Annotated in this window: 18 protein-coding genes; 11 read left to right on the plus strand and 7 right to left on the minus strand. The window is 56.1% G+C overall.

Going from position 1 to position 19214, the window contains the following annotated elements; all coding sequences use genetic code 11:
- Positions 1-15: 15 nt before the first annotated feature.
- From J5Y17_RS00785 to hslU, 6 genes are all read left to right on the plus strand, one after another.
- Positions 16-639 carry a nucleotidyltransferase family protein gene (locus tag J5Y17_RS00785; protein WP_370628799.1) on the plus strand — a complete coding sequence of 208 codons (624 nt, stop codon included), beginning with the start codon at positions 16-18 and terminating at the stop codon, positions 637-639.
- Positions 639-3620 carry a double-strand break repair protein AddB gene (addB, locus tag J5Y17_RS00790; protein ID WP_219783307.1) on the plus strand — a complete coding sequence of 994 codons (2982 nt, stop codon included), beginning with the start codon at positions 639-641 and terminating at the stop codon, positions 3618-3620. Before J5Y17_RS00785 ends, addB begins: the two co-directional genes overlap by 1 nt.
- Entirely contained in the window at positions 3617-7036 is a 3420-nt protein-coding gene (addA, locus tag J5Y17_RS00795) for a double-strand break repair helicase AddA (RefSeq protein WP_219783308.1), read from the plus strand. The genes addB and addA overlap by 4 nt, the downstream gene beginning before the upstream one ends.
- 57 nt (positions 7037-7093) lie before the next feature.
- Positions 7094-7414: a thioredoxin gene (trxA, locus tag J5Y17_RS00800; RefSeq protein ID WP_219783309.1), complete on the plus strand. Its 321-nt coding sequence runs from the start codon at positions 7094-7096 to the stop codon at positions 7412-7414.
- 124 nt (positions 7415-7538) lie between these two features.
- Positions 7539-8096 carry an ATP-dependent protease subunit HslV gene (hslV, locus tag J5Y17_RS00805; RefSeq protein WP_219783310.1) on the plus strand — a complete coding sequence of 186 codons (558 nt, stop codon included), beginning with the start codon at positions 7539-7541 and terminating at the stop codon, positions 8094-8096.
- A complete protein-coding gene (gene hslU / locus J5Y17_RS00810) occupies positions 8093-9397 on the plus strand; it encodes an ATP-dependent protease ATPase subunit HslU (RefSeq protein ID WP_219783311.1) in 1305 nt (434 codons plus the stop codon). Before hslV ends, hslU begins: the two co-directional genes overlap by 4 nt.
- Here the strand turns inward: hslU and J5Y17_RS00815 are convergent, their stop codons facing one another.
- The 3 genes from J5Y17_RS00815 to J5Y17_RS00825 are packed head-to-tail and all read right to left on the minus strand — an operon-like array spanning position 9398 to position 11705.
- A complete protein-coding gene (locus J5Y17_RS00815; protein WP_219783312.1) occupies positions 9398-10003 on the minus strand; it encodes a Smr/MutS family protein in 606 nt (201 codons plus the stop codon). It abuts the gene before it with no gap.
- Complete coding sequence (locus tag J5Y17_RS00820; RefSeq protein ID WP_219783313.1) at positions 10000-11040, minus strand: murein transglycosylase A; 1041 nt, start codon at positions 11038-11040, stop codon at positions 10000-10002. Before J5Y17_RS00820 ends, J5Y17_RS00815 begins: the two co-directional genes overlap by 4 nt.
- Positions 11040-11705 (minus strand): Tim44/TimA family putative adaptor protein, encoded by a 666-nt coding sequence (locus J5Y17_RS00825; RefSeq protein WP_219783314.1) that lies wholly within the window; start codon positions 11703-11705, stop codon positions 11040-11042. Before J5Y17_RS00825 ends, J5Y17_RS00820 begins: the two co-directional genes overlap by 1 nt.
- Before the next feature lie 107 nt (positions 11706-11812).
- Here J5Y17_RS00825 and J5Y17_RS00830 point away from each other — a divergent pair, with 107 nt between their 5' ends.
- Together J5Y17_RS00830 and secB are read left to right on the plus strand one after the other, a co-directional pair.
- Positions 11813-12310 carry an FxsA family protein gene (locus J5Y17_RS00830; protein ID WP_219783315.1) on the plus strand — a complete coding sequence of 166 codons (498 nt, stop codon included), beginning with the start codon at positions 11813-11815 and terminating at the stop codon, positions 12308-12310.
- A 57-nt stretch (positions 12311-12367) separates the two neighbouring features.
- Positions 12368-12874 carry a protein-export chaperone SecB gene (gene secB / locus J5Y17_RS00835; protein ID WP_219783316.1) on the plus strand — a complete coding sequence of 169 codons (507 nt, stop codon included), beginning with the start codon at positions 12368-12370 and terminating at the stop codon, positions 12872-12874.
- A gap of 9 nt (positions 12875-12883) precedes the next feature.
- Here the strand turns inward: secB and dnaQ are convergent, their stop codons facing one another.
- From dnaQ to J5Y17_RS00855, 4 genes are read right to left on the minus strand one after another with little or no spacing between them, the layout of a single operon-like run.
- Positions 12884-13624, minus strand: a complete 741-nt coding sequence (gene dnaQ / locus J5Y17_RS00840; protein ID WP_167601155.1) for a DNA polymerase III subunit epsilon — start codon at positions 13622-13624, stop codon at positions 12884-12886.
- Positions 13617-14216: a dephospho-CoA kinase gene (coaE, locus tag J5Y17_RS00845; protein ID WP_219783317.1), complete on the minus strand. Its 600-nt coding sequence runs from the start codon at positions 14214-14216 to the stop codon at positions 13617-13619. Before coaE ends, dnaQ begins: the two co-directional genes overlap by 8 nt.
- Positions 14213-15043: a shikimate dehydrogenase gene (locus tag J5Y17_RS00850; RefSeq protein WP_219783318.1), complete on the minus strand. Its 831-nt coding sequence runs from the start codon at positions 15041-15043 to the stop codon at positions 14213-14215. Before J5Y17_RS00850 ends, coaE begins: the two co-directional genes overlap by 4 nt.
- Entirely contained in the window at positions 15040-15645 is a 606-nt protein-coding gene (locus J5Y17_RS00855; RefSeq protein WP_219783319.1) for a nucleoside triphosphate pyrophosphatase, read from the minus strand. The genes J5Y17_RS00850 and J5Y17_RS00855 overlap by 4 nt, the downstream gene beginning before the upstream one ends.
- Positions 15646-16039: 394 nt before the next feature.
- Here J5Y17_RS00855 and hemJ point away from each other — a divergent pair, with 394 nt between their 5' ends.
- The 3 genes from hemJ (at position 16040) to mnmE (ending at position 19204) form a co-directional block, all read left to right on the plus strand.
- Positions 16040-16492, plus strand: a complete 453-nt coding sequence (hemJ, locus tag J5Y17_RS00860) for a protoporphyrinogen oxidase HemJ (protein WP_219783320.1) — start codon at positions 16040-16042, stop codon at positions 16490-16492.
- 126 nt (positions 16493-16618) lie between these two features.
- A complete protein-coding gene (gene rho / locus J5Y17_RS00865) occupies positions 16619-17890 on the plus strand; it encodes a transcription termination factor Rho (RefSeq protein ID WP_219783321.1) in 1272 nt (423 codons plus the stop codon).
- Positions 17891-17917: 27 nt separating this feature from the next.
- Positions 17918-19204, plus strand: a complete 1287-nt coding sequence (gene mnmE, locus J5Y17_RS00870; protein ID WP_219783322.1) for a tRNA uridine-5-carboxymethylaminomethyl(34) synthesis GTPase MnmE — start codon at positions 17918-17920, stop codon at positions 19202-19204.
- The last annotated feature ends 10 nt before the right edge of the window (positions 19205-19214 follow it).

Below are 19214 nucleotides of genomic sequence, written 5' to 3' on the forward strand. Positions count from 1 at the left end.
GGTCGCGGTACGCGGATGAAATCCCTAACTGAAACCCGCCCCAAACCCATGATTGAGGTGGCTGGTCGACCCTTGGTCGATCATGCTTTGGCGCAACTCGGTGATATCGCGATCCGCGTGGCCAATCTTCACTACCTTCCCGATGCTCTGGATAAATACCTGACTTCAGCTGGATTAGAGACTGTTTTCGAAGAAACCCTCTTGGAAACCGGTGGTGGGCTGAAGAACGCTCTTCCCTTCCTCAAGGGTGATGCGGTTTTCACGATGAACACGGATGCCGTATGGAAAGGGCCAACCGCGGCTGACATTTTGTCCAAGGCGTGGGACCCTGAGAAAATGGATGCGCTCCTTTTGGTGGTCCCTAAATCGCAGGCGCATGCGCACCTTGGCTCCGGTGATTTCGAGCTTACCACCGACGGTCAACTCCGCCGAGGACAAAGCTACATCTACACCGGCATGCAAATTCTGAAAACGGCTCCCGTAGCAGCCGTCGAGGAAACGCATTTCTCTCTCAATCGCGTTTGGGAAGACTTGTTTGCCCAAGGCCGCATCTATGGCGTCGAATATAGCGGCCATTGGTGCGATGTCGGACACCCTGACGGCATCGCGATTGCCGAAACCATGTTGAAGGACTGCTGATGTTCACTGACGACGGAAGCCCCAAACTTTTCGGCGTTCCATGTGGTGCGCATTATCCAACCGCGATCAAAAACGGACTTCTCGCCCGGCTGAAAGACATGCCGCCGGACATGCTCGCCCGGACCGAGATTTTCGTAAATACCTCTCGGATGAAGAAGGAAATCCAAGAAGCATTCGAGGACGGATCGACCCGGTTTCTGCCGAAATTGCGTCTTTTGTCTCATCTCGGCATGGATCATGACTTTATGGATTTGCCGGTCCCGATCAGCGGGCTGAGACGTCGACTTGAGTTAGCGCAGCTCGTTTCCCATTTTCTAAAACAAGAGCCACAATTCGCCACACGCTCCTCGGTCTTCGATCTGTCGGACAGCCTCGCGCTTCTGTTTGCCGAGATGCAGGACGAAGGCGTAAAGCCCGAAGACATTCAAAACCTGAAAGTTCCAGACGCCTCTGGCCACTGGCAAAAATCGCTTCAGTTCCTCTCAATTCTGTTCGGACTTTTTGCAGATGACGGCGCTACAGAGTTGAGCGGCGAGGATCGTCTGCGGGTTGTCATCGAACGCCTTGAAAAAACGTGGGCCACAACGCCGCCGGATCATCCAATTCTCATCGTCGGCTCCACCGGTTCACGCGGCATGACGGCGCGTTTCATGTCCTTGGTGGCCCAGCTCCCGAATGGGGCGGTGATCCTTCCGGGTGTTGACTTTGATATGCCGTCCGAGGTTTGGGGACAGATTTATGGCGAAGACCGTGTAGCCGTCGAGCACCCTCAAGAACGGATGGCGCGGATGGCGCATCGTTTGGGCCTTAGGCCAGATCGCATCCAGAGATGGGACGCCGACACACAGGAAATTCAGAGCCGAAACCGACTTGTTTCGCTCGCATTGCGCCCAGCACCCATCACCGATCAGTGGATGAAAGAAGGGCCGGCGTTTCAGGGAATCGAAGAGGCGACGAAGCATCTGTCCCTCATCGAAGCGCCGGACATGCGGCTTGAATCCAATGCGATTGCGCTCGTCCTTCGCCGCGCAGTGCATGACGGCAAAACCGCCGCGCTCGTCACGCCGGATCGCGATCTGGCGCGGCGTGTGACCGCACTTTTGGGACGGTGGAATATCGTACCGGACGACAGCGCGGGTGTTCCGCTCAACCAAACGCCTCCGGGACGGCTTTTGCGCCATGTGGTTGGACTTATCGGACGCAATTTGTCCTCCGAGGATTTGTTGGTTTTGTTAAAGCACCCCCTTTGTGCGCGCGGCACTCAGGAAGGCGCGCCGGAAGATGACGCGCGAGGTTTTCACCTTCTGTGGACGCGTGAACTTGAGGTTCACCTGCGGCGAAAGTCGCTTGCCTTTCCGACCCGCGAAGATCTTTTGCATTGGGCGATCAAATCTGGCGAAGACAAAGACGACAAAGACGCCCGACTGGCTTGGGCCGGGTGGGTTGCGGATCAAAGTGAACACTTTCATGAGGCTCCGAACGGCTCGCTCGGCGTGCACCTGGATCGTCTTATTACGCTAAGTTCGAAACTGGTTATGGGGCCGAAATCGTCCGATGATCGTGAACTCTGGGCACAACACGCAGGGCGCGAGGCAAAGCGCGTTGTTGAGGGGCTTTATCGCGAAGCAGACCACGCGGGCGCGATGACAAGTATGGAGTTCGGGGATCTCTTCCGTGCTATTCTAGGGCGCGAAACTGTCCGCGATCCATCTCCCAAACATCCAAAAGTGATGATCTGGGGGACGCTTGAAGCACGCGCACTCGGTGCCGATCTGGTTATTTTGGGCGGTCTCAACGAGAGCATTTGGCCGCAAAGCGTCGGACAGGACCCGTGGTTCAGCCGCGATATGAGGCGCCAAGCGGGGCTTTTGTCCCCGGAACAAAGCATTGGCCTTTCCGCCCATGATTTTCAGCAAGCCATTGCCGCGCCCGAGGTCATCCTGACCCGAGCAAAACGCGATGCGGAGGCGGAAACCGTTGCCTCCCGCTGGCTCATTCGGCTGACAAACCTCATGGCTGGCATGTCTGACGCAGGCCGAGAGGCTTTGAAAAACATGCGCACGCGCGGCTCGGACTGGATTGTGTTGGCGGAACATTTGGACAAGCCGGAGTTTACGCTACCCTCCGCCAAACGCCCAAGCCCGCGTCCGCCCGTTGCAGCGCGTCCACGGCAACTGTCGGTCACACGGATCGAGACGTTGATCCGCGACCCTTATGACATCTACGCCAGCCGTATTTTGCGACTGAACAAACTCGATCCGCTGAGCCGAGAGCCCGATGTGCGCGAAAGAGGCACGGCGCTCCATGCGATCATGGAGAGCTATCTGTCGCAAATCGGCGAGGAAAGTCATGAGGAAGCACTGGCTCGTTTTCTGACGGTCGCCGAAGAGGTTTTGGAGCGCGAGGTATCCTGGCCCTCCGCGCGTCGGGTTTGGCTCGGCCGTGTGAGGCGCATTGCTGATGGGCTTGTTACGCGGGAGCGTGAACGACTGGCCAAAGGTAAGCCTGTTGGAATTGAGGCAAAAGGTGCGATGCATCTGTCCGAGGTGGACTTTTCGCTGACCTGCAAGGCTGATCGGATTGATCGCAAAGAGGACGACACTTTCGTCATCTACGACTATAAATCCGGTTCGCCGCCCACAGAAAAGCAGACGAAAATCTTCAACATTCAACTTCATCTGGAAGCGGCGATGATGGAAGAGGGCAAATTCGAAAATGTGCCGATGGGGCGCGTGTCCGAGGTGGCCTATCTCGGGTTGAACAACACACTTTCGGAAACCGTCCTACAACTTGAGCCCGCCGACATTGATGAGGTCAAAGAAAAGCTGGTGCAGTTGATCCGCTCTTACGACGACCCCGAACTCGGTTATTCCGCGCGGCGGATGATGAAAACCGTGCGCTTTGAGACGGATTTCGAGCATCTGTCCCGCTACGGGGAATGGTCCGACGCCGACACGCCTGTGCCGGAGGATTTGGAATGACCGCGATGAACGAAGCAACCCGTCGCCAACTCATGGCGGCACGTCCCGATATGTCGACTTGGGTGTCGGCCAATGCGGGCTCGGGCAAGACCAAGGTGCTGACAGATCGCGTGGCGCGCCTGTTGCTCGACGGCACGCCGCCGCAGCACATTCTCTGTCTGACCTACACCAAGGCGGCCGCCGCAGAGATGCAGAACCGGCTGTTCAAACGGCTGGGTGATTGGGCGATGCTGCCGGATGCGGAGTTGATCGAAGAGCTCAAGACTCTTTCACCTGAAAAGCAGCTTGATTCCGAGATTTTGCGACACGCCCGCACCTTGTTTGCTCGTGCGATTGAGACGCCGGGCGGGCTGAAAATCCAGACGATCCACTCATTTTGTAGTGCGCTCCTGCGGCGCTTTCCGCTTGAGGCGGGCGTGTCGCCGCAATTCAAGGAAATGGACGAACGCCAGTCCCGACGGATGGTGTCGGAGATTGTCGAAAACATCGCTCTTGGGCCACGCCGAGATGTCATCGATGATGTTGCGCTTTATGTCAGTGATCTTGATCTCACGGATTTGGCGCTCAGTGTGGTCGCCAAACGCGATCAGTTTTTGCACTATCCCGAGCAGGCTGACATTTGGCGTTGGTTTTCACTCCCAGAAGGCTATGACGAAGCACGGCTCTTGAGCGATGTCTTTCTCGGCGGCGAAAAAGAAATGTTGCTTGATTGCGCAGCCTTGATGGAAAGCTCTAGCGCGGCAGATCAGAAAGCCGCCGTATTTTTCCGAGATTGGGCTGGATTAGAGCCTGGTTTGAACTTGGTCGAAAGCCTGTGTGACAAGCTTTTGGCCGGTGAAAAGGCCAAGACAAATCCACTCGGCTCAAAATTCTACGCCCAACACTCAAGCCTGCCGACACGAAAACTGATCGATGCACATCCGGGCGCTTTTGATCGGCTCGAAGCCTTTATGAAGCGTGTGGAGGCGGTGCGACCGCATCTCTTTGGTCTTAAAGACGCGCGCAAAACACTTGCGCTTCATCGCTTTGCGCAAGAAATCCTGCCGCCCTACATGGAGCGCAAAGCGCAGCTTGGCCTGTTGGATTTCGACGACATGATCCGCCGTGCGAAAGATCTTTTGTCGATCTCGAATGTGTCACAATGGGTGCTGTATCGCCTCGATGGCGGGATCGACCACATCCTTGTGGATGAGGCCCAAGACACCAGCCCCGATCAATGGCGCGTTGTGCAACTTTTGGCGGGAGAGTTCACAGCGGGCGAGGGCGCGCGGGCGGACGTCACACGGACGATCTTTGTCGTTGGCGATCACAAACAGTCGATCTACTCCTTCCAAGGCGCCGCACCCGACGCTTTTGACGAGATGAAAGCGCATTTTGGCGAGCGTTTGAATGCCGTCGGTCAGCCGCTTCAAGACCTCTCGCTGCAATATTCCTTCCGCTCTTCGCCTGCCATTTTGACGGCGACCGACAAAGTTTTTGCGGCGATCAATGGCGAGGGCGTCGGAGGTATCCCGGAGCATATCGCGTTCTTTGACGACATTCCGGGGCGAGTGGACCTTTGGTCTTTGGAAGAGCCCGAAGACCTGTCGAAAGAAGACAAGGAAGAGCGCGAGAAAGAGGAAAGTCGGTGGGAAGACCCGATTGATGTGATCCACCCGGAGGAGCCGAACCCGAGACTTGCAAAACGGATCGCTAATTTCGTGGCCGAACAGCTGGCACATGGCTCTATTCCTGAAAAAAACGGGGTAGGGCGGCGGATTGAACCCGGTGATATTTTGATTCTTGTTCAAAGGCGGTCCCCTTTGTTCCGTCTGATCCTCAAGGAGCTTAAATCCCACCCTGCCGCCATTCCTGTCGCCGGCGCCGATCGCATGACATTGGGCGAAGAAATGGCGGTCAAAGACTTGCGATCTCTGCTCGCATTCTTGTCCTTGCAGGACGACGATCTGGCGCTCGCCGAAACGCTGAAATCGCCGCTGTTTAATTGGTCGGAACGAGACCTCTATCAGCTCGCACATGGTCGGACGACAATTACACTTTGGCGATCGCTTTATGAGCGGCGCAAAGAATGGCCCGAGACCTATGCGGTTCTCGAAGACCTGCGACAAACCTCTGATTTCTTGCGGCCTTACGACCTGATCGAACGGGTTCTGATCCGTCATGAGGGCCGGCGGAAGTTCATCGCGCGACTCGGTAAAGAGGCCGAAGACGGGCTCGATGCACTTTTGCATCAGGCCCGCAACTACGAGACCTCCGAGACGCCCAGCCTGACCGGCTTCATCGCCTGGCTCGAGTCCCAAACCATCCAACTCAAACGCGTGCTCGATGAAAACTCGAACCTCGTGCGGGTGATGACCGCGCATGGCTCGAAAGGGTTGGAGGCGCCCATCGTAATCCTGCCTGACACGCTGAAAACGCTGCGCGAAACGCGGGATGAATTCATCACACCGCAAGAAGGTCAGATCGTTTGGAAAGGCGCATCAGGTCAAAGGTCCGATCTGACAAAAGAGACCCTAAACCAGCTCAAAATGCGTGATCTGGAGGAAGATCGGCGCCTTTTGTATGTGGCAATGACCCGTGCCGAAAAATGGCTGATCGTGTGTGGAGCAGGCAAGGATACACTGGGAACGTGGTACGATTTGGTGAAAAACGGGGTGGGTGAGCTTGAGACTGAAAACCTGGAACTCGCCGGGTTCATGGGCACGCGCTACGCCATCGGCGACTGGCCAGAGGCCTCCGTCCCGCAGACCACCGCTCAGAAGAGCAACCATATCCTGCCGGAGTGGGCTCACAAGCCTGCCGAGGCACCTTCCGAGACAGCAAAGCGCATCTCGCCGTCTGACCTCGGTGGCGCCAAGGCGCTTGCAGGGGAAGAATCCAGTCTCGACAAGGAGGCGGCGATGCGACGCGGTAGCCAGCTTCACAAGCTGATCGAAATCTTACCGGAAGTCAGCGAAGAGCGTCGCGAAGAGGTGGCTCGTTTTGTGCTCTCCACGGGCGAGGACGCCGCACTTGAGAGCGAAATTCCGGAACTGATGGATGAGGCTCTCGGCGTTCTCAATCAAACCTATGAGTGGGAGGTCTTCGGCCCGAATTCGCTGTCCGAGGTGCCTTATACTGCCACACTCACCACAAAACTGGGCGACCAGATCATTCAAGGCATCATCGACCGCCTGATCATCACACCCGAAAAGGTCCAGATCGTCGATTACAAATCCAACACCGTGATCCCGGAGCGTGTCGAGGATATTCCAGAGGGTCTTTTGCGCCAACTCGGCGCCTATGCGCAGGCCTGTCAGGAAATCTACCCCGAGCGTGAAATCGAAGTGGCGCTTCTTTGGACCAAGACGGCCACACTTTGTCCTGTACCTCTCGACATCGTGATGAGCGCACTGGGTCGCACCGCCACATCTTGACCCGTCAGGGGCAGAGGCATAGGTTTTCGCTCAAGTACAAAATTCAGGAGAAGCCCCATGGCAACTGTAAAAGTCAGCGATGACACGTTCAGCACCGAAGTTCTCGAATCCGACATCCCCGTAGTTGTCGATTTCTGGGCGGAATGGTGCGGCCCGTGTAAACAAATCGGCCCGTCCCTCGAAGAACTGTCCGAGGAACTCGACGGCAAAGTTAAAATCGTCAAAGTGAACGTCGATGAGAACCCGAACTCGCCGGCTCAATTCGGTGTGCGTTCGATCCCGGCGCTGTTCATGTTCAAAGGCGGCGAAGTGGCCTCTGCCAAAATCGGCGCGGCCCCCAAAGCGGCTCTGGCCAACTGGATCAACGAAGAAGCCTGATCCGGCCTCAGAGAATAGGAATTCGGGCGCCCAATGTGGCGCCCTTTTTCATGCGCGCTCAGTCCCCATGGTTGCACCCGACCCATTGCGCCCTCATATAGATTGCCAAGCGAAAGGACCTCTTATGTCGAAAGAAGAATTTCCCGGCTGGCACGGCACGACGATCATCGGCGTGCGGCGCGGTGGTGAAGTGGTTGTGGCCGGTGACGGTCAGGTGAGTCTTGGCCAAACCGTGATCAAAGGCACGGCACGCAAGGTGCGGCGGTTGTCTCCGGGCGGGCAGGACGTGGTTTGCGGCTTTGCCGGATCGACCGCAGATGCATTCACGCTTTTGGAGCGGCTTGAAACCAAATTGGAGGCCACCCCGGGGCAATTGGCCCGCGCCTGTGTCGAGTTGGCAAAAGATTGGCGGACCGACAAATACCTGTCGAAACTCGAAGCCATGTTGATCGTCACGGATGGCGACACGCTTTTGGTTGTGACCGGAGCAGGGGACGTCTTGGAGCCCGAGCATGACATCGCAGCGATTGGATCGGGCGGGAATTTCGCGCTCGCGGCCGCGCGCGGTCTCATGGAAACCGACAAAGACGCGGAAAGCATTGCACGCGACGCGATGAAGATCGCCTCCGACATCTGTGTCTACACCAATGGCAACCTGACGGTTGAGAAGATTAGCAAATGACTGACCTGACCCCCCGCGAAATTGTCTCCGAACTGGACCGCTTTATCATCGGCCAAAATGACGCCAAACGCGCCGTTGCCGTGGCCTTGCGCAACCGTTGGCGGCGCAAGCAGCTGTCCGATGATCTGCGTGACGAAGTGTATCCGAAAAACATCCTGATGATCGGGCCGACCGGCGTGGGCAAGACGGAGATTTCCCGTCGTCTCGCCAAACTCGCCAAGGCGCCGTTCATCAAGGTTGAAGCCACAAAATTCACCGAGGTCGGCTATGTCGGTCGCGATGTGGAACAAATCGTGCGCGATCTCGTCGATGCGGCGATTTCTCAGACCCGCGAACATATGCGCGACGATGTGAAAACCAAAGCGCAAGAGGCCGCCGAAGAGCGCGTGATCGAAGCCATCGCTGGCTCGGACGCCCGCGAGCAAACCCGCGAGATGTTCCGCAAAAAACTGCGCTCCGGCGAGTTGGACAACACGGTGATTGAGCTTGATCTTCAGGACAGCGCGATGCCGATGGGCATGTTCGAAGTCCCCGGCCAGCCGCAAATGGGCGGGGCGATGAACCTCGGTGATCTTTTCGGCAAGGCCTTTGGTGGCCGCACGGTGAAAAAGAAAATGACCGTCGCCGAAAGCTACGATGTGCTCATTGGCGAAGAGGCCGACAAGCTTTTGGACGATGAAACCGTGACCCGTGTGGCGCTTGAGTCCGTACAGGAAAACGGCATCGTGTTCCTTGATGAGATCGACAAGGTCTGCACCCGGCAAGAGGCCCGTGGCGGCGATGTTTCACGTGAAGGCGTGCAGCGCGATCTGTTGCCACTCATTGAGGGCACCACGGTGTCCACCAAACACGGCCCGGTGAAAACGGATCACATCCTGTTCATCGCCTCTGGCGCGTTCCACATAGCTAAACCCTCGGATTTGTTGCCGGAATTGCAGGGGCGTTTGCCGATCCGTGTGGAGTTGCGGGCGTTGGAAGAGGGCGATTTCGTCCGCATTCTGACCGAAACCGACAATGCGCTCACCCTGCAATACAAGGCGCTGATGGAGACCGAAGAGGTCGAAGTCACTTTCTCCGAGGATGGGATCGCAGCGATTGCGAAACTGGCCGCCGATGTGAACAGTTCGGTCGAGAATATCGGCGCGCGGCGGCTTTATACGATCATGGAGCGGGTGTTTGAGGAGCTGTCTTTCGCAGCACCCGACAAGCCCGGCGAAAAGATCACAGTCGATGCCGCCTATGTTCATGCCCATGTCGATGAGATGGCCAAGGCGGCGGATGTTAGTCGCTATATGCTCTAATCACTTTTTGCGGCGCAGGTAGACGTAATAGGCGCCTGTGCCGCCATGTTTGAGATGGGCCTCAGTGACCTGAAGCACCGCATCCCGCAATGGCGCCATATGGAGCCAATGCGGGACCTGATGCTTTAGCACGCCTTTGCGTACAGGGATGGGACCGTCGTCGTCGCGATGTTTGCCCTTACCGGTGATCACCAAAACCAGACGCCGGTCCATCGCCCAGGAACTCAGGATAAAACGCGTAAGCGCCGGATGCGCTTGAGCAATCGTCATGCCGTGAAGATCAATCCGACCTTCGGGCGCGAGATTACCTTTGCGCATTTTACCGAATTTCTTGCGATCCATCCTGAGCGGGGCTTGCGCCAACCGGTCCGAGATGGACGGGGCAAGATCGTGGCCTATCGCGCGACTTGTGGCGTGTTTGCCAATCTCCAGATCGAAATCGAAAGGCTCTCGGACAATCGGTGCGGTGGGTTTCGGCAGGTTCGGTTTCTCTGGACGGGCCAAGGGCGCAGGGGCTTTCGAGATGTGCAGAGGTTTTGCCGTCTTTTTCACGGCATTCCACAGACCCTTGTCCTCTTCGCTTAGGGTTTTCTTGCGCCGGCTCACCCTTCTGCCCTTTCCTCATAGGCATAGGCCAGCTGGATCGGCAAAAGAACGACCATGCGACCCGGATCGCGAATTTTCCCGGCCTGATCGCCCGCAAGGTCCCCCGTGCCGAAAAAAATATCGGCCCGCTGAGCGCCTTTGATGGCGGAGCCGGTGTCTTGCGCGATCATCAGACGATGCAGGGGCTCTGCGCCCTCTTTCTCGATCCAAACCGGCGCCCCCAAGGGCACGAATTTAGGATCGACCGCGATGGAGCGCATCGTGGTTATAGACCGATGCATGGCCCCGATTGGGCCTTTCTCGGCGGGCAGACGCGGCAATTCGCGGAAGAACACATAGGAGGGATTAAAGTTCAAAAGCGCCTCGCCTTCGACCGGATTGCGGCGCACCCAGTTCTGGATCACCTTGGCAGAGACCTGATGCGCGTCGTAGACACCGCGCCGGATCAACTCCTGCCCGATAGAGCGGTAATTGCGGCCATTGTGACCCGCATAGCCGATGCGCATAACGGAGCCGTTTTCCAAACGGATACGACCGGAGCCTTGCACTTGGAGGAAAAACAACTCCACCGGATCATCGACCCAGGCAATTTCAAGCCCGCGTCCAGCAAGTGCCCCGTCGGAAATGTCCTGACGCGCCAGATAGGCTTCGCCGGAGACGACATCTGAAGGCATGCGGTAGACGGGATAGCGATACCGTCCGGTTTGGAACCGAGAACCGCGCAGTTCCGGTTCAAAATAGCCGGTGAACAAAGGCTCGGCACCATCTTCGATCAGGACCGGTCGAAACAAAAGTTCGAAGAAACTCCGTGCCTCATCGGTGGTCGACGCAAAGGCACAGAGCTGCGGCCATTCCGGACCATCAATCAGATCACAGGTCTCGCGGAAAACGGAAAGAGCCGCGGCGTGATCGTCCGCGGCCCATCCGGGTAGGTCATCGAAAGAGAGGACACGCACCATCATGTCATCCGAAGATGCCGCCGGCGCGTTCAAAGCCAGCAAGGCTGCAACAGCCGCACGCGCCAGCTTTCTCCACATCAGGCACCGGTCGCGACAAGCTGCCAGTTCGGATCGTCGCTGTTCAGGTGACGTGCAAAGGTCCAGATGTCTTTCTGACGATTGATCGCTTTGGGGTCGCCCTGAACGATCTCGCCCTCGACATTGCGCACGACGGAGGAGGTTTCGCCAACAAAGCGGATCTTGATCTCAGCCTCGTCGGTGGCGCGATCCAAATCGGCGTCGATGATCTGAAGCTCACGCAGGCCCACGAATTGGCTCTCAATCGTCAGACCTTTGGACTGGCGATCCTCAACGACGGAGGAGAAGGCCTCATAAACGTCTTCGGAGAGGAACGGTTTGATGCTTTCAAGTTCATCATGCTCGAAGGCCATGAGGATCATCTCATAGGCACCGCGAGCACCGGCAAGGAATTCGCCGACGTTGAAATTCGGGTCGACACGTTTGATCGCGGCGAGATTGTCGGCGGCACGGGTTCCCGCCTCGACATTGTCGATGATGTCATGATCCACGCCGCCCTCAATGACTTCGAAATCACGTTTGACCTTCGTGGCGTCCTCAGGCCCCGGAAAATCTGCGCGCGGCTTTTCAAACCCTTCGCGAGTGCCCAAAACGCTGCGCAGACGCAGGATCAGGAAAATGGCAATGCCCGCGAGGACAAGAATGGAAAGAAGGGAATTCCCCATCGGCGTTCGATCTCCGTTCAAACGTAGAAATAACAGTGTTCCGACCTTATGTAGGTGACGCACCCCGCCAAGTCTACCTGTGGGGGCAAGAATAGAAAGGACTTCTCATGTGGCTTTTCGCCCTTTTTGTCGCTGTTCCGATCATTGAAATCGCCCTGTTCATTCAGGTTGGCGGTCTGATCGGGCTTTGGCCGACGCTTTTGATCGTCATTGTGACCGCCATTTTGGGCACCGCTTTGGTGCGCCAACAAGGGGCTTTGGCAATGTCACAATTGCGTCAGTCCTTTTCCGAGTTGAATGACCCGTCCGAGCCTCTGGCGCATGGGGCGATGATCTTGTTTTCTGGCGCGCTTTTGCTGACGCCCGGGTTCTTTACCGATGCCATGGGGTTCCTGTTGCTGGTGCCCGCGTTTCGGATGTTCGTGCTGAAAGAGCTGCGCAAACGCGTGAGGGTTCAGAGCTTTACCATGGGACAACAGAACATGCGTCAAACTCATGATCCGTCCCATGGCACTCCGCGTGATCCCCATATCATCGATGGGGAATGGGAAGAGGTAGATCAAAACAAGCCCGATCAAGGCCCGTCAGGCTGGACTCGCCATTGAGGCAGGCCCGGCAACCTGATACAAAGCCGCGAACTTCATTTTGCAAGGACCGAACCGATGGCCGAAAACGGCGAAACCCCACAAAACGACGCGGCTCAACAAGCCAACCCCGTCAAAATGCAAATCCTGGGTCAGTTCATCCGGGACATGTCTTTTGAAAACATCCTCGCACAAAAGGCCTTGAAGGTCGAAGGTCGTCCGGCGATCTCCGTTCAGGTCGCTCTGGACGCGAAAAAGCGCGCCGAAGATCACCAATTCGAAGTCGCCACCAAGGTTAAAGTCGAATCCAAATCAGAAAGCGGTGAGCAAACGCTGTTCATCCTCGAGCTGGATTACGCCGGTGTGTTCCTCATCGAAAACGTGCCGGACGAGCAAATGCACCCGTTCTTGATGATCGAATGCCCGCGGATGCTCTTCCCGTTCCTGCGCCGTGTGGTGCATGACGTGACACGTGACGGTGGTTTCCCGCCGCTGAACCTCGACAACATCGACTTTGTGCAGCTTTACCGCCAAGACATGGCGCGCCGCGCAGAAGCGCAGCAATCTGCCGCTGCAGTCAACTAAGTTACTGGCTTAGTTAAATTTATTCCAAATCGCGCCGTCGCCCAAGCCCTCAACGAAAGAGGCATGGGCGGCGGCTTCTTCGTCTGTGATCCGGGGCGGAAGAGGGGCAGGGCGTCGCGTCGGACGCCAGTTTTCATCGATCTGAGACGAGGCATCTTTCTTTTGCGATTTCGAAGGCGCAAGCACGAGATCGGGCTGACGCCCGCCGATCAGTTCAAGATAAACCTCCGCCAGAATTTCAGAGTCGAGCAAAGCGCCGTGCAGGGTTCGCGACGAGTTGTCGATGCCGAAGCGGCGACACAGCGCATCGAGCGTGGCCGGAGAGCCGGGAAATTTCTTGCGCGCCATCGCCAGTGTATCGACTGCGCGCTCATAGGGGATTTCCGGCAGACCGATCCAGCTCAGCTCGGCATTCAGGAATTTCATATCGAAGCTGGCGTTGTGGATGATCAGTTTCGAATCCGTCCCAATGAAATCGAGAAACGCCTGACCCACTGCCTTGAAAAACGGCTTGTCGGCGAGGATCACTTCGCCGTCTTTCGGCGGGCGCGGGGGCTGCAACAGGTCGGGACCGATGCCGTGCACGCCAAAGGCGCCGTCCGGCATGTGGCGATCCGGGTGGATATATTGGTGGTAGGTGTTGCCGGAAGGCATGTGATTCACGAGCTCAATCGCCCCGATTTCCACGAGACGATCGCCGCTGAACGGATCAAAGCCGGTGGTTTCGGTATCGAGAACGATTTCACGCATCGGAAAGTTGCCCCTTTAAAATGGAAAGCACATCATGCACCTGGGCTTTGGCGGCTTCAAGGCTTGTGGTTTCGATCACGAAATCTGCGCGGGCGCGTTTTTGGGCATCCGGGAGTTGTTTGCTCAGAATGGCTTCAAAATGGGCTTCGGTCATGCCGGGTCGGGCAAGGACGCGGGCGCGTTGCGTTTCGGGATCAACCGAGACAACCACGATGGCGTCCACATGTTGATCGCCGCCGGTTTCAAAGAGAAGCGGGATGTCGACGAGGACCATCTCGACCGCGCTGTTCTCGATAAAATTCTGGCGGTCCTGCGCGACTAGGGGGTGCACGATCTTTTCGATCTGTTTCAAAGCGTTAGGATCCTTCGAGATGATCTCCTTGAGCCGCGTTTTGGACACGCTGCCACTCTCAATCGCCTGAGGGAATTGCTCCGCCATGGGCACAACCGCAGCGCCCTCCTGATCGTAAAGCCGGGCCACGGCCGCATCGGCATCCCACACGGGCACACCGGCCTCAGCGAAGAGCTTCGCCGTGGTGCTTTTCCCCATGCCGATGGAGCCGGTCAGACCGATGATGAAGGGCTTTGTCATGAGGACAAGATGAATTGGCGTGTGGCGTCGTCGACTTCAGGACGTTTGCCAAACCAACGCTCAAACCCCGGCGCGGCTTGATACAGAAGCATGCCAAGACCATCGACGGTCTGACAGCCCTTCTCAGCGGCGCGGTCCAGGAAAGCGGTGCGCAGCGGCGTGTAGACGATGTCAGTGACCACGGCGTCGGAGCTCAAATGATCAAAGGGAATCTTCAGGTCAGGCTGGCCATGCATTCCAAGCGCAGTTGTGTTCACAACCGTGCGCGCGCCTTTAAGCATGTCGCCGGCGTTCACCCATTCCACAACCGAGATTTTCGTCCCGAATTCAGCCCGAAGTGCATCGGAACGCGCCCTTGTCCGGTTGGCCAGTCGGATTTCTGGCACCCCAACGTCCAAAAGAGACGCGATCACCGCGCGCGCAGCACCACCTGCGCCCAAGACGACCGCGGGTCCAGCCTTTGGATCCCACTCCGCATTGCAACGCAGGTTCTCCACAAAACCATAGCCATCCGTATTATCAGCATGAAGTTTTCCATCAGAGCGGAAAATCAACGTGTTCGCCGCTCCGATAAGCGCGGCGCGATCTGTGACAATGTCCGCCAACCCGAGAACGGCTTCCTTATGAGGGATCGTGACATTCGCGCCGACAAATCCCATTTTCGGCATCATCTGCAGAACCTCTGCGAGATCTGCTTGCTCGATATGAAGCGGAACGTAATGGCCAGAAATCTGATAGCGAGACAGCCAATAGTTATGAAGCTTTGGCGACTGGCTATGAGAAATCGGCATGCCAATCACGCCTGCCACCGGAATTTTGTCACTCATGATGCGATCACTCCCCTTTGCGCAAGGTATGCCAAAAGCGGCAGCAGCGGCAAACCCAGCACAGTGAAGTAATCGCCATCAATGCGAGAAAAAAGACGCACACCTTCGGCCTCCAGCATGTAGGAGCCGACGCAATATTGAACCTGATCCCAATTCCTCGTCAGGTAATCGTCGAGATAGGCGTCCGAGAAACTGTTCATCTCAAGCCGCACTTCACCAACGTGACGCCATTTCGGCTCGCCGTTTTCATAGATCACGGCTGCAGACAAAAGCTTGTGCCGCTCGCCTCGCATCTCTTTGAGCTGCGCGCGCGCCTCGTCAATGTCTTTCGCCTTGGAGATCATCTTGCCTTTAAAAGACAGCGTCTGATCACAGCCTATGACCATGGCGCCGGGATGTTTCATGGACACTTTGCGCGCCTTCGCCTCTGCCAAAGCATCGGCGATATCCCGTGGCGTTGCGCCGTCATGAAGGAGCGCTTCTTTTACCGTTTCTTCATCAATACGTCCGACAGTCACATCAAACGTAAGCCCCGCATTTCGAAGCAAGGTCTGCCGAATTTCGGAACCGGAGGCGAGGATAAGCTTTTCCGGGCTGTTCATAGCTCTGTTGAAAACTCCTGTGTGACTGCGGGGATCAAAGCGGTGTTTTTCGGTCTTTTAGCGCAGCCGGGGATAAACCGATAGTTCTAGCGTTTTCTCACCTCACCTTATCACTGGGGGTAAGACAATTTGCCTCTGGATGTAGAAGTAACAGTTTCCCGACATCTGCGAAAAACATCCCCTGATACTCAACGACGAGAAATATCAATGAATTGATTTATAAGGGAAAATAAAATTTATCCTAAGCTGTGGATAAGAAACATGACAGTTTTAAGAGACTGGAAAACCCTGTGTAAAACTCAATAATCCAGATTATCCACAGGCCCTACAAAATCATCATCCTTTTCTTTTTCTTTTATTATTTTATTTAGAAGGAAACGAAGGGGCACCTCTAATGGGCGATATTCTTGCGAGCATTTATCCTTGGACAAAGTCCATGCATGTCATTTCCATCATCGCATGGATGGCTGGCCTCTTTTACCTTCCCCGTCTTTACGTGCGTCACACCGAAAGCGTGAACCAAGGGACGGAAACCGATCTTCTTTTTCAGGATATGGAAAAGAAGCTCCTGAAGATGATTATGAACCCTGCGATGATCTCCAGCTGGCTCTTTGGCCTGTGTTTGGTCTTTACTCCCGGTATCGTCGATTGGAGCGCTGGCTGGTCCTGGATCAAGGCTGTGAATGTACTTGGAATGACCTGGTTTCACATGTGGTGCGCAGCACGTCGGAAAGACTTCATCACGGGCACAAACACCCGTAGCGGTCGTCACTATCGGATGATGAACGAACTCCCGACGCTGTTTATGATCTTCATCGTTGTGATGATCATCGCCAAGCCATTCTGAGAAAGATTGACTTAACCGCAGTCTGTTTCTATCACTCTGCCAAACCCGCGCCGTCCGGCGTAGGGATTCTCCACTGAGACTTGACGGAAAGACCCGCGTGATGCGCCGGTCGAATTGGATTTTTCTATGAGCGACACCACTCTCAATCTGGCTGATTTGAAAGCCAAGAGCCCCAAAGATCTTTTGGCGATGGCCGAAGAGCTGGAGATCGAAAACGCCTCGACCATGCGTAAGGGCGAGATGATGTTCTCGATCCTCAAGGAACGTGCGGAAGATGAATGGGTCATCTCCGGGGATGGCGTGCTTGAGGTTCTTCAGGATGGTTTCGGCTTCCTGCGCTCTCCTGAGGCGAACTATCTGCCGGGTCCCGACGACATTTACGTCTCCCCCGATGTGATCCGCCAATACGGCCTTCGGACCGGTGACACGGTCGAGGGTGTGATGCATGCGCCGAACGAGAACGAGCGCTATTTCGCGATCACCAAGGTCACGATGATCAACTTTGAGGAGCCTGAGAAGGCCCGTCACAAGATCAACTTTGACAACCTTACGCCGCTGTACCCGGATGAGCGCCTCAAGATGGAGATCGAAGATCCGACCATCAAGGACCGCTCCGCTCGCATCATTGACCTCGTGTCGCCGATCGGGAAAGGCCAACGTGCGTTGATCGTGGCGCCGCCGCGGACTGGTAAAACCGTCCTGCTGCAAAACATCGCGCATTCGATCGAAACCAACCACCCTGAGTGCTATCTCATCGTGCTGTTGATCGACGAACGTCCCGAAGAGGTCACGGACATGCAGCGCTCCGTGAAGGGTGAGGTGATTTCCTCGACCTTCGACGAACCTGCGACCCGTCACGTTGCCGTTTCCGAAATGGTGATCGAGAAAGCGAAACGTCTCGTCGAACACAAGCGTGACGTCGTTATTCTTCTCGACTCGATTACGCGTCTTGGCCGCGCCTTCAACACCGTTGTGCCGTCCTCTGGTAAGGTTCTTACGGGTGGTGTGGACGCCAACGCGCTGCAACGCCCGAAACGCTTCTTCGGTGCTGCCCGGAATATCGAAGAGGGTGGCTCTCTGACCATCATCGCAACCGCCCTGATCGACACAGGGTCGCGGATGGATGAGGTGATCTTTGAAGAATTCAAAGGTACGGGTAACTCCGAGATCGTTCTGGATCGTAAAGTCGCCGACAAACGCGTCTTCCCGGCCATGGACATCCTCAAATCCGGCACGCGGAAAGAGGATCTTCTGGTGGATTCCAAAGATCTCCAGAAAACCTACGTTCTGCGCCGTATCTTGAACCCGATGGGTACCACAGATGCGATTGAGTTCTTGATTTCCAAGCTCAAGCAGACCAAAACCAACAGCGAATTCTTCGACTCGATGAACGCTTAAATTAAAGGATATCAATAGGTTAAACCTATGGATACGATTTACGCCCTCGCATCTGCCCGCGGGAAAGCGGGTGTCGCAGTGGTCCGGATTTCCGGGCCGCTTGCGTTTTGGGCTGTTGAAAAGCTGGCGGGCAATGTGCCTGCTCCACGTCGAACGGCTCTGCGTGTTCTGAAAAATGCGGAAGGCGTGATGCTCGACGAAGCCTTGGTGATCTGCTTTGAAAAGGGCGCTTCTTTCACTGGGGAAGAGAGTGCTGAGCTTCAACTTCATGGCTCTGTGGCGATTATCAATGCCGTGCTTCAAGCACTCGCCGATTTGGATGGATTGCGTTTGGCTGAAGCGGGTGAGTTCACTCGACGTGCGCTTGAGAATGAACAGCTCGATCTAGCCCAGGTCGAAGGTCTTGCGGATCTGATCGAGGCGGAGACGGAGGCTCAGCGTCGCCAGGCTTTGAAGGTCTTCTCTGGTGCGCTCGGCGATAAGGCGGAGCGTTGGCGCGCGGCTTTGCTCCGTGCCGCGGCGTTGATCGAAGCGACGATTGATTTCGCCGATGAAGAGGTTCCGACGGACGTTTCGCCCGAGGTTCTGGAATTGATCGCGCTGACGATGATGGAGCTCGAAGAAGAGATCAAAGGCGCGAGAATGGCGGAGCGTATCCGGGATGGCTTTGAAGTTGCTATTGTTGGTCCGCCGAATGCCGGTAAATCAACTCTTTTGAACGCGCTTGCGGGGCGTGAGGCGGCAATTACATCTGAGTTTGCTGGCACCACGCGCGACATCATCGAAGTCCGTATGGATTTACAGGGCCTGCCTGTGACGCTCCTTGATACGGCGGGCCTTCGAGAAACCAGTGATGTGGTTGAAGCGATCGGCATTGATCGCGCAAGAAGCCGCGCAGCGCATGCTGATTTGCGGGTGATCTTGCTTCCAAATGCCGATGCTGAGCCTGAAATGTTGCCACAAGATGGTGATCTTGTGTTAATCGGCAAGGATGATAGCGGTGCTTATCCGCAATCCGTTTCGGGTAAAACCGGGCAGGGCGTTGATCTTATGGTGGCTCATATCGCGACGACGCTTTCGGATCGCGCCTCCGATGCCTCCTCAGCTATTCGTGAACGCCATCGTGTTGCAATTCAGGATGCGCTTGTCTCTATGGAATCAGCGCGAAATGAGGTATTGCTCGGCGGTGAACGTGCTGAGCTCGCGGCCGAAGAGCTGCGTCGCGCGGTCTATGCGCTGAACTGCCTTGTGGGGCGGATTGATGTTGAGAACATTCTTGGAGAAATCTTCTCCAGTTTTTGCATCGGAAAATGAAAGAAAACCG

The organism is Celeribacter sp. PS-C1 (genome assembly GCF_019429625.1).
GTDB lineage: Bacteria > Pseudomonadota > Alphaproteobacteria > Rhodobacterales > Rhodobacteraceae > Celeribacter.